This window comes from Kitasatospora sp. NPDC022785 (genome assembly GCF_055561295.1).
The window spans coordinates 347,518-360,987 of record NZ_JBVHHB010000004.1; the positions used below are offsets into that span (position 1 = coordinate 347,518).

Annotated in this window: 16 protein-coding genes; 7 read left to right on the forward strand and 9 right to left on the reverse strand. The window is 72.9% G+C overall.

Going from position 1 to position 13,470, the window contains the following annotated elements:
* The first annotated feature begins 268 nt into the window (after positions 1 to 268).
* The 4 genes from ACZ3YO_RS09320 to ACZ3YO_RS09335 are packed head-to-tail and all read left to right on the forward strand — an operon-like array spanning position 269 to position 3,547.
* Positions 269 to 697 carry a hypothetical protein gene (locus tag ACZ3YO_RS09320; protein ID WP_465566889.1) on the forward strand — a complete coding sequence of 143 codons (429 nt, stop codon included), beginning with the start codon at positions 269 to 271 and terminating at the stop codon, positions 695 to 697.
* The gene (gene repSA, locus ACZ3YO_RS09325) at positions 694 to 2,118 is read left to right on the forward strand and encodes a replication initiator protein RepSA (protein ID WP_465566892.1); all 1,425 of its coding nucleotides are present in this window, start codon (positions 694 to 696) and stop codon (positions 2,116 to 2,118) included. The genes ACZ3YO_RS09320 and repSA overlap by 4 nt, the downstream gene beginning before the upstream one ends.
* The gene (locus ACZ3YO_RS09330; RefSeq protein WP_465566895.1) at positions 2,109 to 2,309 is read left to right on the forward strand and encodes a helix-turn-helix transcriptional regulator; all 201 of its coding nucleotides are present in this window, start codon (positions 2,109 to 2,111) and stop codon (positions 2,307 to 2,309) included. The genes repSA and ACZ3YO_RS09330 overlap by 10 nt, the downstream gene beginning before the upstream one ends.
* Positions 2,309 to 3,547 (forward strand): tyrosine-type recombinase/integrase, encoded by a 1,239-nt coding sequence (locus ACZ3YO_RS09335; RefSeq protein ID WP_465566898.1) that lies wholly within the window; start codon positions 2,309 to 2,311, stop codon positions 3,545 to 3,547. The genes ACZ3YO_RS09330 and ACZ3YO_RS09335 overlap by 1 nt, the downstream gene beginning before the upstream one ends.
* A gap of 123 nt (positions 3,548 to 3,670) precedes the next feature.
* On the opposite strand, the gene ACZ3YO_RS09340 is transcribed toward ACZ3YO_RS09335, so the two are convergent.
* The 4 genes from ACZ3YO_RS09340 to sigE all read right to left on the reverse strand — a co-directional run bounded on the left by ACZ3YO_RS09340 (position 3,671) and on the right by sigE (position 6,915).
* A complete protein-coding gene (locus ACZ3YO_RS09340) occupies positions 3,671 to 4,351 on the reverse strand; it encodes a hypothetical protein (protein WP_465566900.1) in 681 nt (226 codons plus the stop codon).
* A gap of 211 nt (positions 4,352 to 4,562) precedes the next feature.
* Positions 4,563 to 5,012 (reverse strand): sec-independent translocase, encoded by a 450-nt coding sequence (locus ACZ3YO_RS09345; RefSeq protein ID WP_465566902.1) that lies wholly within the window; start codon positions 5,010 to 5,012, stop codon positions 4,563 to 4,565.
* Between the two features lie 143 nt (positions 5,013 to 5,155).
* Complete coding sequence (locus ACZ3YO_RS09350; protein WP_465566905.1) at positions 5,156 to 6,184, reverse strand: anti-sigma factor family protein; 1,029 nt, start codon at positions 6,182 to 6,184, stop codon at positions 5,156 to 5,158.
* Positions 6,181 to 6,915: an RNA polymerase sigma factor SigE gene (gene sigE, locus ACZ3YO_RS09355; RefSeq protein ID WP_396320950.1), complete on the reverse strand. Its 735-nt coding sequence runs from the start codon at positions 6,913 to 6,915 to the stop codon at positions 6,181 to 6,183. Before sigE ends, ACZ3YO_RS09350 begins: the two co-directional genes overlap by 4 nt.
* Positions 6,916 to 7,271: 356 nt before the next feature.
* On the opposite strand from sigE, the gene ACZ3YO_RS09360 reads away from it, so the two are divergent.
* Positions 7,272 to 7,880, forward strand: a complete 609-nt coding sequence (locus ACZ3YO_RS09360; RefSeq protein WP_241002579.1) for an O-methyltransferase — start codon at positions 7,272 to 7,274, stop codon at positions 7,878 to 7,880.
* Positions 7,881 to 8,124: 244 nt separating this feature from the next.
* Here the strand turns inward: ACZ3YO_RS09360 and ACZ3YO_RS09365 are convergent, their stop codons facing one another.
* Positions 8,125 to 8,292: a DUF3117 domain-containing protein gene (locus ACZ3YO_RS09365; RefSeq protein WP_014137929.1), complete on the reverse strand. Its 168-nt coding sequence runs from the start codon at positions 8,290 to 8,292 to the stop codon at positions 8,125 to 8,127.
* 297 nt (positions 8,293 to 8,589) lie between these two features.
* Between ACZ3YO_RS09365 and ACZ3YO_RS09370 the strand changes: the two genes are divergently transcribed.
* Positions 8,590 to 9,390, forward strand: coding sequence for an enoyl-CoA hydratase-related protein (locus ACZ3YO_RS09370; RefSeq protein WP_396320696.1), 801 nt, complete (start codon positions 8,590 to 8,592; stop codon positions 9,388 to 9,390).
* 50 nt (positions 9,391 to 9,440) lie between these two features.
* Here ACZ3YO_RS09370 and ACZ3YO_RS09375 read toward each other — a convergent pair whose 3' ends face one another.
* Together ACZ3YO_RS09375 and ACZ3YO_RS09380 are read right to left on the reverse strand one after the other, a co-directional pair.
* Positions 9,441 to 10,031, reverse strand: a complete 591-nt coding sequence (locus ACZ3YO_RS09375) for a DNA-3-methyladenine glycosylase I (protein ID WP_465566910.1) — start codon at positions 10,029 to 10,031, stop codon at positions 9,441 to 9,443.
* Positions 10,028 to 10,447 (reverse strand): DivIVA domain-containing protein, encoded by a 420-nt coding sequence (locus tag ACZ3YO_RS09380; protein WP_465566916.1) that lies wholly within the window; start codon positions 10,445 to 10,447, stop codon positions 10,028 to 10,030. Before ACZ3YO_RS09380 ends, ACZ3YO_RS09375 begins: the two co-directional genes overlap by 4 nt.
* Positions 10,448 to 10,604: 157 nt before the next feature.
* Here ACZ3YO_RS09380 and folP point away from each other — a divergent pair, with 157 nt between their 5' ends.
* Positions 10,605 to 11,417 carry a dihydropteroate synthase gene (gene folP / locus ACZ3YO_RS09385; protein WP_465567222.1) on the forward strand — a complete coding sequence of 271 codons (813 nt, stop codon included), beginning with the start codon at positions 10,605 to 10,607 and terminating at the stop codon, positions 11,415 to 11,417.
* A 19-nt stretch (positions 11,418 to 11,436) separates the two neighbouring features.
* Here folP and ACZ3YO_RS09390 read toward each other — a convergent pair whose 3' ends face one another.
* Positions 11,437 to 12,246 (reverse strand): LOG family protein, encoded by an 810-nt coding sequence (locus ACZ3YO_RS09390; protein ID WP_465546162.1) that lies wholly within the window; start codon positions 12,244 to 12,246, stop codon positions 11,437 to 11,439.
* A gap of 111 nt (positions 12,247 to 12,357) precedes the next feature.
* Positions 12,358 to 13,431, reverse strand: a complete 1,074-nt coding sequence (gene dapE / locus ACZ3YO_RS09395; RefSeq protein ID WP_465566919.1) for a succinyl-diaminopimelate desuccinylase — start codon at positions 13,429 to 13,431, stop codon at positions 12,358 to 12,360.
* Positions 13,432 to 13,470: the final 39 nt, after the last annotated feature.

Consider the following 13,470-nt stretch of genomic DNA (forward strand, 5'->3'; position numbering starts at 1 on the left):
ACCCAATGCTAAGGGGGGCTTGACACCCTGACCAGTCGGGTGCACTCTACTGGTAAGCCCCCCTTAGCAAGCGGGAGGCCCGCACCCCAGGTGGTAAGTCCCCCTTAACGGGGAGGAGCCGCCGAACACGCCGCCTGCTCGATCCCCGGTCGCCCCGGTCTCCTCGGGCTGCCGAACACGCCGCCAGCAAATGCAGCGGGGACGGCGCGCTCATGCCGCCAAGCCGACGCGCCGTCCCCTTCGCCCCTCGTTCAAGGGAGCCTCCATCATGCCTGCTGCCACCATCGCCGGTCTCGCCGTCGCGCTCGTCCAGTGCTTGTGCGGCGGGACCGGCCGCATTCCGGTCCCTGCGAAGTACCGGGCCGCGCTGGGCGCCGTCGTCTCCTGCTCGCTCCACTCCGCCCCCGCACCGGCCGCCGACGTATGCCCGGCCTGCTCGGGAACGCTGCGGGTCGTGGACTCGGACGGCGCCCTGTCCGGCACGGTCGGTGTCCTGGTCCCGTGCGACTGCATCAGCACCCACCTCTACGGTCAGTACGGCGCCTGCCCGTGCCACGTCGATGTCTGGGACGAGAACGACGGTCACACCGGCTGGGAGCCCATCCCGCTCGCGGAGTTCACCGACGGCGGCCCGTTCTTCCGCCCCTGCGCCGAGCACGCCCCCGGCGTTCGGCCTGTCCTGGCGGTGGCCGCGTGACCCACGCCTCCGCCCTCCCCGGTGAGGCGTCCCGGCTCGCGGTCGCGGACCTGGCCCGGCTCGCCTCCCGGGGAGACCTCCCCCGACTCCAGGACCAGTTACGCCGCACCGGCGGCTGCGCCAACCCGATCCACCTCAAGGGCTTCCGCACCCTGGTCCACGCCCCGACCGGCGCGGTGTGGAACCGCTACTCCACCGACCACGAACCCGGTGGACGCCTGAAGGTCGCGTGCGGCAACCGGCGGGCCTCCCGCTGCCCCTCCTGCGCCCGCACCTACTCCGCCGACACCTTCCACCTGATCCGCGCCGGACTCGCCGGCGACGACTCGAAGGGCGTCCCGGACACGGTCCGCTCCCACCCCCGCGTCTTCGCCACCCTCACCGCCCCCAGCTTCGGCCCGGTCCACAACCGCCCCGACACCGGCACCTGCCGCTGCGGCCACGCCCACCCCAAGGACTCACCCCTCCTCGGCACCCCGCTGGATCCGGAGCGCTACGACTACGCGCACGCCGTGCTCTGGAACAACCACGCCCCCGACCTGTGGCGCCGCTTCACCATCTACCTGTTCCGCACCATGGCGAAGATGGCCGGGCTGTTCCAGTGGCAGTTCAAGGAGCAGGCGAAGATCTCGTTCGGCAAGGTCGCCGAGTACCAGCGACGCGGCGCGGTCCACTTCCACGCCGTCATCCGCATCGATGGCCCCGGCGGACCCGACACACCTCCGCCCCCGTGGGCCACCCTCGCCCTGCTCGACGCCGCGATCCGCGCCGCCGCCCGCCGCGCTGGTGTCCCGGTGGCTGCCGCCGGCGACCACCCGGCCAGGGTCCTCCAGTGGGGTGACCAGGTGGACGTCCGCCCGATCGGCGCCTTCGCCACCGGCGAGATCTCGGAACAGGCCGTCGCCTCGTACGTCGCCAAGTACGCCACCAAGTCGGCCGAGACCACCGAGACCGTGGACCGGCGCATCCTGGAGCGCCACGAGCTCGACCGCCACGACCTGCCCGCCCACACGCGGCGGCTGATCGAAGCCTGCTGGGACCTCGACAAGCTCTACCCCGGTCGGCTGCTGGCGCACTGGTCCCACATGCTCGGCTTCCGGGGCCACTTCTCCTCCAAGTCCCCGACCTACTCGACCACGCTCGGCGCCCTGCGCCAGGTCCGCGCCGACTACCGCGCCGAACAAGCCCACGCCGACCTGCGGGACCGGCTCCTCGCCAAGGGCCTGCCCGATCTGAACGACCTGCCCGACGCCGAAACCCTGGTCCTCGCCCACTGGGCGTTCGCCGGCGCCGGGAATAGCCCCGGCGAATCCATGCTCGCCGCCACCATCGCCGCCGATCTACACGCACGCCGAACCACCGACCGACAGGAACTCAAAGAACAACTCGACTCAGAGGAAAGGGACTTCGCATGGCTGTGAGGGGGGCACTGCCCGACCGCTACCTGACACCGATCGACCTGGCCGCACTGCTTGGCATCCCGGTCGAGACCGTCTACCAGTGGCGCCGCAAGCGCACCGGACCGCCCGGCTTCCGCATCGGCCGACACCTGCGCTTCGACCCCGCCAAGGTCCACGCCTGGATCGAGACCCTGAGCCAGGAGGCAGCCTGATGGCCGGACACGTCCAAGACCGCTGGTACAAAAGCGAGTTGGGACCCGACGGCAAGTCGCGCAGGGTCAAGACCGACCGGTACGGCATCGGCATGCGCTACCGCGCCCGCTACGTCGGCCCCGACGGCACCGAGAAGTCCAAGAGCTTCCCCGACCGCCAGAAGCGCAAGGCCGACCAGTGGCTGACCGACATCGAGGCCGACATGTCGCGCGGCCAGTACATCGACCCGAACGCTGGACGGGTGACCGTCAAGCAGCACGCCGAGAAGTGGCTTGCCTCGCTCAGCATGGACCCTCAGTCCTATGTCAGCACCGAGCAACGCATCCGGCTGCACGTGGTGCCGCACCTCGGGACGCGCCCGCTCAGCTCGCTGCGGCCGTCCGACATCCGCGAGTGGCTGGTGAAGCTCACCGATCAGGGGCTCTCCCCCGCGTCACAGCGGGTCATCTTCGCGAACCTCGGCACCATGCTCACTGCGGCAGTGGAAGACCGGCTGATCCCGAACAACCCCTGCCGGTCGACCTCGGTCCGGGCTCCGAAGCTGGCCGCTCGCCGCATCGTCCCGTGGCTGGTGGCCCGGGTGCTGGCCGTGCGTGCGACGTTCCCCGACGACTACCGACCGATGGTGGACTTAGCTGGCGGCTGCGGTCTGCGACAGGGGGAGATCTTCGGCCTGGCCGTGGAAGACCTGGACTTCACCGAGGGCGTGGTCCACGTGAGCCGTCAGGTCCGGCTGATCAGGAACCGCCCGGTGTTCTCCCTGCCCAAGGGCAACAAGACCCGTAAGGTCCCGCTGCCGGACTCGATGGCGAAGTCCCTCCGGACCCACCTGGCATCACACCCGCCGGTCCGCGTCACCCTCCCCTGGCGGGGCGTGGACGGGCCGCCAACCAGCGCGAACCTGCTGTTCGTGGATGCCAAAGGGCAGAGCCTGAACCGCAACGGCTTCAACCGCACGGTCTGGCGCCCGGCCCTCACCGCCGCCGGCGCACCGCTCGGCCGGGAGAACGGCATGCACGCCCTGCGGCACTTCTACGCCTCCGTGCTCCTGGACGCGGGAGAGAGCATCAAGGCCCTGAGCGAGTATCTCGGCCACCACGATCCGGGCTTCACGCTCCGGACCTACACGCACCTCATGCCGAGCAGCGAGAGGCGGACCAAGGAAGCCGTCGATCTGGCCTTGGGGAACGGCCCCGATCCGGCCGACGGCCCGGACACGGCCCAGCGGCCCGAATGAGCACATAAAGCAGCAGGTCAGACGCCTGCCAGCCTGAGTTGAACAAGTTCTGATCGGACACACCTCGAAGGGCCGGGCCCGCGCCCGGCCCTTCGTGCTGTCCGGCCCCTCGTGCCGTCCGGGCTACGGGCGGGTGTAGGCGGTCAGGTCGGGGACGGTGGAGAAGCCGGCGCCGTAGGCGCTGACGCCGCGGCCGTAGGCGCCGAGCAGGACGCCGGGGGCCTCGCCCGCGAGCACCCAGCCGTACTCGGACTCGCGGTAGCGGAAGGGCTGCGGCAGGCCGTTCACCGGGAGGCTGAGGGTGGACCAGCCGGGGCCGGCCAGGTCGTCGGCGAGGTCCCAGGCGAGGGCGGACTGCTGGTCCAGCCAGTCCTGGCGCAGGGTGCGGTCCAGCTGGCCCGGCCAGGTCGAGGCGAGCAGGCCGGAGCCGGCCAGCCAGGCGGCGGAGGAGGCGGAGGTCGCCTCCAGGGTGCCGGTGTTGTCGGCGCTGCGGCGGCTGTCCCGGCGGGCGACGGTGACCACGACCGCGAACTTGCGCATGTCGCGCGGCTCGTACTGCCGGGCCGGCTCCTCGCCGTGACCGAGGGAGCCGTAGTCGACGCTGCCGGCCGATCCGGTGCGCGGGCCGCCCGCGCCGGCCTGCATCAGGTAGCGGCGGCCGGTCCAGCCGTCGTCCAGGCCGTACCAGGGGAAGTCCGCCGACAGGTAGGGCACCAGCGGGTCCGCCGGGCCGGCCTGGCCGCCGACCACCCGGCCACCGGCCGTGGCCGTGGCCGTCCCCACCGCATGACTCGTCGCGTCCATCCCCGGGCCTCCTCAAACGCACGTATTCCTGCCGCAGCGCGCTCCCATGGTGGCGCACCGCGGCGTCTCCGCCGTGCGTCTTCGGTCCGAAGGGGACCGGAAGTGACCGACGGCACAGCGGGAACAATCAGCACAATAGCGGCGCGGACGCCGCCGCCCCGCTCAGCCGTGCGGCCGGGCGGGGCGGCGGTGTCGTGGTGCGGACGCGCGATCAGGTGGCGTCGGGGTCGAACGGGGGGCGCTCGCCGGGCTCGAGCGGAGTGCCCGCCGAGGCGGCCGCCGGGACGGCGGCGGAGGACTTGTCCATGCTGACCGTGCCGGTGCGGCCGTGGCCGTTCACCGCGGCCTCGGGCTTGTCGTCCAGCACCGAGCGGATGTCGAGGGAGTCCCGCATCTCCTTGAGGCCCAGCGGGTCCGGGTTGTCGCCCATGAGCTGCTTGCGGACGAAGGTCTTGGGGTGGAGGTCCTCGAACTCGAAGTCCTTGAACTCGGGGCCGAGCTCGCTGCGGATGTCCTCCTTCGCGCTGTCGGCGAAGGACCGGACCTTGCGGATGAAGCCCATGGTGTCCTGGATCAGCTTCGGCAGCTTGTCCGGGCCGAAGATCACGATGGCCATGATGACCAGGGTCAGGATCTCCAGTCCGCCTACGTCGCTGAACACCTAAGCTCCCTCAGCTCGTCGGACAACGGTTCCTAACAGCGTAATGGCCACCGGCGGTTCCACGGCCCACGATGTGATGAAGCCGTGGTGAAGACCCGCCGATGGCCGTGGCCGGTGACCGAGGCCGAGGTGACCCGGTGTGCCTAACGAGTCTCGTGGTGGAGACCGGCCAGGCCGGAGCTGGGGGTGCGGTCCGGAGCGTCGAACGGCGGGGTCGCGCCGCGGGTGGCCGCCACCGGGCGGACCGGGAAGTCCACCGGGACCTGCGCGGTCATCGGGACCAGCCCGCCGCTGCGGCCGGTGCCGCCGACCGCCGGGCTGACCGAGGTGCCGTGCTGATCCTCGCTCTGCGCGGTGAAACCGCCGACGCCGCCGAGCGTCACCGCGGCGACCGAGAAGGCCCCGGCGGCGGCGAAGACGAACCGGCGCCCGCGCGGCGGGGCCTGCCGGACGCCGGCGGGGCTCGCGGCGGCCGCGGCCGGCTCGGGACGGGCGGAGGCCTCGGGGCGGCCGCTGCGCCGGCCCATCAGCGGGCGCAGCACCGAACCGCCGCGGCCGAACGCCCGGGGGTCGATCCCCGGCACCGGCGCGTCGGCACCGAGCGCGCCCGCGCCGAAGGAGGCGCCGGCGCCGCGGCCGAAGGAGCCGCCGTTCAGCCGGCTGCCACCGAGCGTGCCGCCGGCCGCGGGGAGGCCGCCGCCGGGCAGGTCGTCGTCGTCCCGGCGCGACCGGTCGGCGGCGGGCGGCCGCTCGTCCGGGACGTCGTCCGGGAGGGCGCCGACGGCCATCAGCCGGGCCATCAGCCCCGAGGACGGGCCGGGTGTGTCGGTACGGGTCAGCAGGTGCTTGACGGCGCGGCCCTCGTCGGCCTCGGCGAGGCACTGCGGGCAGGTCGCCAGGTGGGCCTGGACGCGGTCGCGCGAGTCGTGGCCGAGTTCGCCGTCGACGAAGGCGGAGAGCCGCTCCCCGAGGTGGTGCTCCTCGGCGTGCTCGGTGGGCCGGACGGCGACCGCGCGCAGCGCGGGATCACCCGGCAGGGCGGCGGCCGGCGGCACGGGCACGTCGGTGCCGTCCTGGCCGCGGCGGCCCAGCTGGGGCCAGCCGCCCCGGCGGTTGGCGGCCTTGCCGGTCGCGTCCGACCGGCCCGGCCCAGACCGGCCGGTTCCGCTCACGATCGCCTCCGTCCGCGCCCGCCCGGCGCTCCGGGGGCCTCGCCGGCGGCGACGCCGACCGGCACCGGCTCCTCGGAGCCGCCCCGGCGCTCGCGGCCGGGGGCCGCGCCGGGAGCGCGGTGCTTGAGCGCGGCGCGCAGGTGCGAGCGACCGCGGTGGATCCGGCTGCGGACGGTACCGAGCTTGACGCCGAGCGTGGCCGCGATCTCCTCGTAGGAGAGGCCCTCGATGTCGCAGAGCACCACGGCGGCACGGAACTCGGGGGCCAGCGTGTCCAGCGCCTGCTGGATGTCGGCGTCGAAGTGGGTGTCGCTGAAGTGCTGGGCCGGGCTGGGCTCGCGGGAGGCCAGCCGCTCGGCCGCGTCCTCGCCGAGCGCGTCGAAGCGGATGCGCTGGCGGCGGCGGACCATGTCCAGGAAGAGATTGGTGGTGATCCGGTGCAGCCAGCCCTCGAACGTGCCGGGGGTGTAGGTCGACAACGAACGGAACACCCGGACGAAGACCTCCTGGGTGAGGTCCTCGGCGTCGTGCTGGTTGCCCGTCAGACGGTAGGCGAGGCGGTAGACGCGGGCACTGTGGGCCTCGACGATCTCCTCCCACGTGGGCGGAGTCCAGGTCTGCGCGTCGGGACCCTCGGCGAAGCTCGCGAGGGCGGCGGGGGCCTCGGTGGTACCGGCGGCCGGCGTCGCGGCGGCCGGCTGGTCCAGGGGGGAGTGCGCAGGCTGGTTCATCACGGGCTTCGGCGTACGGGCCGACGTGGTGCTGCGGATGTGCCGCCGCACAGGGACGTCGCCCTCGGCCACACCTCCTCGGTCGGCTCTTCTGCCCAGCAGGGCCACCACCATATCCACCTCACCCGTCAAGCCCGGATAAAAGTGCCCGGGGCCGTCAAGCCCGGATTGCGGGCCCGGGGATGTCGGCTCACCCGGTCCCTGCTCCACCCAACGGCCCGCCGCCGTACGCGGTTCCCGCCCGGCCAGTAATCTGTGGCAGGAAATATCGACATCCGCTTCGACATCCGCTCCGCGCCGGGCCACCACCCGGGGCTCCGAAAGAGGCAGCCATCAGCGAGTTCGGGCCCGCCCGCGTGGCCCTCGCCGACACCTATGTCGGCGAGGATGCGGTGCTGACGTACGCCCGGGCACAGTCCGCGCGGACCGGCATCAAGGCGATCGGACCGAGCGGCGGGGCCTGTCTGCGCCTGCTGGCGGCGGCGCTCGACGCCAAGGCGGTGGCCGAGATCGGCACCGGGACGGGCGTCTCCGGGGTCTACCTGCTGCGCGGGATGCGGCCGGACGGCGTGCTCACCACGGTGGACTCCGAGCCGGTGCGCCAGCAGCTGGCCCGGGAGGCCTACCAGGCGGCCGGATTCGCGGCCAACCGGTCGCGGTTCATACCGGGCCGGGCACTGGAGGTCCTGCCCCGGCTCGCGGACGGCCAGTACGACCTGGTGTTCTGCGACGGGGACCCGGCGGAGTCCCGGGAGTACCTGTCGGAGTCGATGCGGCTGCTGCGGCCGGGCGGGATGGTCTGCTTCGAGGGCGTCTTCCAGGAGGGCCGGCTGGCCGAGCCGGAGCTCCAGGACCCGCAGACCCACGCGGTGCGCGACCTGGTCCGGGACGTCCGGGAGAGCGAGTCGCTGCTGCCGGCGCTGCTGCCGGTCTCGGACGGGCTGCTCTGCGCCGTGAAGCGCTGAGCACCCCCGGTCGGGCCGGGAGCGGCTGAGCGCTCCGGGCCGGCCGCGGGGCGGCTGAGGGCCCCGGTCCGGCCGCGGGGCGGCTGAGGGCCCCGGTCCGGCCGGGGGCGGCTGAGCGCTCCGGGCCGGCCGGGGGCGGCTGAGCGCCCCGGTCGGCCCCGGGAACCACAGAGCCCGGGCAGACGAATTCGTCGTACCCGGGCCCGGCAGCACATCTCAAGGAGATGGCGAGCACCCGCTGCGGTCAGCCGCAGGCCTTCTTCAGGGCCTCGCCGAGGGCGTCGGCCTCGTCAGGCGTGAGCTCCACCACAAGGCGTCCGCCGCCTTCGAGCGGAACGCGCATGATGATGCCCCGCCCCTCTTTGGTGACTTCGAGCGGGCCGTCACCCGTCCGCGGCTTCATGGCCGCCATGCTCGTTCCCCTTCCTGCAACCGCTCAGCTACGCACCGGCAGTCCGTCCACCGCCGGTATCGAACGCATTGATCGGAAGCCATTATCCCGCATGCCACGGCCTGATGACCAACATCACTCTCGGTGCAACCAGGGCCGGACCGGCCTCAAGCGGCACATTTCCAGCCATAAGCCCCGGCGCGGCGCCGGTCCGTACGCCACCGAAAGGTGCGATACCTCACACTCCCCACCCGGCCGTGTGCTCCGGCATCCTGACACACGACCGACCCGTGACGATCACAAGGGAGCCCCTCGCCCATGTCCGATTCCGTGCTGTACGAGCTGGACGGCGGCCTGGCCGTCATCACCATCAACCGCCCGGAGGCGATGAACGCCCTGGACGTCGCGACCAAGGTGGCGCTGCGGGACACCGTGGCCGCCGCCGCCGAGGACCGGGCGGTGCGGGCGGTGCTGCTGACCGGCGCCGGCGAGCGGGCCTTCTGCGTCGGGCAGGACCTCAAGGAGCACCTGGGCCTGCTGAAGCGGGCCGAGGAGACCGGCGAGGGCGCGCTCAAGACCGTCGCCGAGCACTACAACCCGCTGGTGCGGGCGCTGGCCGGGATGCGCAAGCCGACCGTGGCGGCCGTCGGCGGCGTGGCGGCGGGCGCGGGCGCCTCGCTGGCCTTCGCCTGCGACTTCCGGATCATCGCGGACACGGCCGGCTTCAACACCGCCTTCGCCGGGATCGCGCTGACCGCCGACTCGGGCGCCTCCTGGACGCTGCCCCGGCTGGTGGGGCACGCCAAGGCGACCGAGCTGCTGATGCTGCCGCGCACGGTGAAGGCCACCGAGGCGATGGAGCTGGGCCTGGCCACCAAGGTCGTGCCGGCCGCCGAGCTGGCCGCCACCGCGCGGGTCTTCGCCAAGGAGCTGGCCGAGGGCCCGACAGTGGCGCTCGGCGCGCTCAAGGAGTCGCTGGCGTACGGCGCCTCGCACTCCCTGGACGAGCTGCTCGACAAGGAGGACGAGCTGCAGACCCTGGCGGGCGAGAGCGAGGACCACCGGATCGCGGTCCGCGCCTTCATCGCCAAGGAGAAGCCGAAGTACCTGGGCCGCTAGGGCCGGGCACGTCCGACGTTTCGCGCCCGGCGCTGGACGCCGGGCGCGTCCTAAGGACTGCGGAGCGCCTGGCGGACGTGGCAGTCCGCCAGGTGGTCGTCGACCAGGCCGCAGGCCTGCATCAGGGCGTACGCGGTGGTCGGGCCGACGAAGCGGAAGCCCGCCTTCTTGAGCGCCTTCGCCAGCGCCGTCGACTCGGGTGTGACGGCCGGCACCTCGGCCAGGCTGCGGGGGGCCGGCCGGTCCGGGTCGCCGGCGTACTGCCAGATCAACGTGTCCAGGCCGCCGTCGAGTTCTCGGGCGACCCTGGCGTTGGCGATGGACGCCTCGATCTTGGCGCGGTTGCGGATGATCCCGGTGTCGCCGAGCAGCCGCTCGACGTCCGCCGGGCCGAACTCGGCGACCTTGCCGATCTCGAAGCCGGCGAACGCGGACCGGAAGCCCTCGCGGCGGCGGAGGATGGTGATCCAGGACAGGCCGGACTGGAAGGCCTCCAGGCAGACCCGCTCGAACAGCGCGTCGTCACCGTGCACCGGGCGGCCCCACTCGGTGTCGTGGTACACCCGGTAGTCGTCCGTCGAGTCGCCCCAGGCGCAGCGGCGCAGGCCGTCCGGGCCGATCACGGCGCCGTCCGCGCTCACTGGTCGGCCGCCGGACCGCTGCCCTCCGGGTGCTTGGTGAGGCTCGCCGGCTCGACCACCTTGGCGAACTCCTCCAGGCCCGGCAGCGGTTCGGCGCCGGCGTCCGGGCCGGCGGTCGCCTCGACGGCGCCGCGCACCGTGGCGACGGCCTCCAGCTCGGCGATCCGGGCATCCCGGTAGGCGAGTTCGGCGCCCAGGCGGTCGAGGACGTCGTCCACCTCGTCCATCCGGTAGCCGCGGACGGCCATCGGCAGCCGGATGCCGTCCACATCGTCCCGGCTCAGCGGACGGTCCTGCGGCAACCGGGCGGCGATCCGGTCCTGCACCGCCTCCGGCAGCGAGCCGCCCCCTCCGAGCGCCACCAGCGCGGCGCCGCCGACCACCACGGCCATGGCCACCACGATCACCCAGAACACGTGCTGTCCTCCCGACTTCCCGGCCGGCCCCCGTACTGGTGGGATCATGGTTCCCGAGAGGCCGGGGGCCATCATCGCACCCGCAGCAGCTGTGGAGGAGACATCGGTGGCACTGCGCCTGGGACCACGGGAATTCGGTGACGACGAGCTGGTGATCATGGCGATCGTCAACCGCACCCCGGATTCGTTCTTCGACAAGGGCGCGACCTTCGCCGACGAGGCCGCGTTCGCCGCGGCCGACCGCGCGATGGCCGAGGGCGCCGCGATCCTGGACATCGGCGGGGTGAAGGCCGGGCCGGGCGACGAGGTCACGGTCGAGGAGGAGCTGCGCCGCACCGTGCCGTTCGTGGCGGAGCTGCGCAAGCGCCACCCGGAGGCCGTGATCAGCGTGGACACCTGGCGGCACGAGGTCGGCGAGGCGGTCTGCGAGGCCGGCGCGGACCTGCTGAACGACGCCTGGGGCGGGGTGGACCCGAAGCTCGCCGAGGTGGCCGCCCGGCACGACGTCGGCCTGGTCTGCACCCACGCGGGCGGCGCCGAGCCGCGCACCCGGCCGCACCGGGTCGGCTACGAGGACGTGATGGCGGACATCCTGCGGGTGACCGTCGGGCTGGCCGAGCGGGCGGTGGGGCTGGGCGTGCGGCGGGACGCGGTGATCATCGACCCGGGGCACGACTTCGGCAAGAACACCCGGCACTCGCTGGAGGCGACGCGGCGGCTGCCGGAGATGACCGCGACCGGGTTCCCGGTACTGGTCTCGCTCTCCAACAAGGACTTCGTCGGCGAGACGCTGGACAAGCCGGTGGACGAGCGGCTGCTCGGCACGCTGGCCACCACCGCCGTCTCGGCCTGGCTGGGCGCGCAGGTCTACCGGGCGCACCAGGTGGCGCAGACCCGGCAGGTACTGGACATGGTCGCCTCGATCCGGGGCACCCGCCCCCCGGCGGTGGCCCGCCGGGGGCTGGCGTGAACCGCTGGACCTCGTTCGCCTAGATCTCGTTCACCGGCCGGCGGGCGTCGGCGAGGATCTTCATGACCTCGTCGATGTCGTCGGTGATGTGGAACAGCTCCAGGTCGTGCGGGGCCGCCTTGCCCTGCGCGACCAGGGTGTTCTTCAGCCAGTCGACGAGGCCGCCCCAGTACTCGCTGCCGAACAGGATCACCGGGAACCGGGTGACCTTCTTCGTCTGGACCAGGGTCAGCGCCTCGAACAGCTCGTCCAGCGTGCCGAGGCCGCCGGGCAGCACCACGAAGCCCTGCGCGTACTTCACGAACATCGTCTTGCGGACGAAGAAGTAACGGAAGTTCAGCCCGAGGTCGACGAACTCGTTGAGCCCCTGCTCGAAGGGCAGCTCGATGCCGAGGCCGACGCTCAGGCCGCCGGCGTCCGAGGCGCCGCGGTTGGCCGCCTCCATCGCGCCCGGGCCACCACCGGTGATCACCGCGTAGCCGGCCTCGGCCAGCGCCCGGCCGATGGCCACGCCGGCCGCGTACTCGGGCGAGTCGACCGACGTCCGGGCGGAGCCGAAGACGCTGATCGCGGGCGGGAGTTCGGCGAGCGCGCCGAATCCCTCGACGAACTCGGAGGTGATCCGCAGCACCCGCCACGGGTCGGTGTGGAGCCAGTCGGTCGGGCCGGTGGTGTCCAGCAGGCGCTGGTCCGTCGTGCTTTCGCCGACCTGGTCCCGGCGCACCAGCACCGGGCCCTTCTGCTTCTCGGGCCATGCCTTCTTCGGGCGCGGACCGCCCACCTGCTCGGGACCGTGACCGTAGTGCTTTTCGTCTCCAGTGCCTGTCATGACGAAACCCTACGCCCGTTGATCCCCGTTTTCAGGCAACGGTGGAAGGTCGGTTGGGCGACCGGAAGATGGCGTTCGGCTGCTGATCCTCCGGTCCGCCCATCGGACCGGTCAGCCGGTCAGCCAGGCGCGGAGCCGGTTCTCGGTCTCGGCGATGGCGGCGAGCGAGCAGTGCTCGTCCCGCTTGTGCGCGAGGTTCGGGTCGCCGGGGCCGTAGTTGACCGCGGGGACGCCGAGCGCGCTGAAGCGGGCGACGTCGGTCCAGCCGAACTTGGCCCGGGCGACGCCGCCGGTCGCGGCCAGGAAGGCCTGCGCGGCGGGCTGGGAGAGCCCGGGCAGCGCGCCCGGGGAGGAGTCGGTGACGGTCACCTCGAAGCCGTCGAAGACCTCCCGGACGTGCTTCTCGGCGTCCGCCTCGCTGCGGTCCGGCGCGTAGCGGAAGTTGACCGTCACCACGCACTCGTCAGGGATGACGTTGCCGGCCACGCCGCCGTCGATGCGCACGGCGTTCAGGCCCTCGCGGTACTCCAGGCCGTCGATCTCCACCCGGCGCGGCCGGTACGCGGTGAGCCGGCCGAGCACCTCGGCGGCGTGGTGGATGGCGTTGTCGCCGAGCCAGCTGCGGGCCGCGTGGGCGCGCACACCGGTCAGCCGGATCTGCACCCGCAGGGTGCCCTGGCAGCCGCCCTCGACGGTGGCGCCGCTGGGCTCCATCAGCACGGCGAAGTCGGCGGCCAGCCAGTCCGGGTGCTGCGCGGCGAGGTGGCCGAGGCCGTTGCGGTGGGCCTCCACCTCCTCGCAGTCGTAGAAGACGTAGGTGAGGTCGCGGTTGGGCTCGGTCAGGGTGGCGGCCAGCCGGAGCTGGACGGCCACACCGGACTTCATGTCGGAGGTGCCGCAGCCGTAGAGCAGGTCGCCCTCGACGTAGGACGGCAGGTTGTCGGCGATCGGCACGGTGTCCAGGTGGCCGGCGAGCAGGACGCGCTCGGCGCGGCCCAGGGTGGTCCGGGCGACCACGTTGTTGCCGTAGCGGTCGACGGTGAGGTGCGGGTAGGCGCGCAGGGCGGCCTCCACGGCGTCGGCGAGCGCCTGCTCGTCGCCGCTGACCGACGGGAAGTCGACGAGCCGGGCGGTCAGCGCACCGCCGTCGAGGGTGAGGTCCAGGGGCGTCTTCGGGCTGCTCATGGTCGTCCAGCCTAGTCCTGCGGGCTCGTCCGGCCGTGG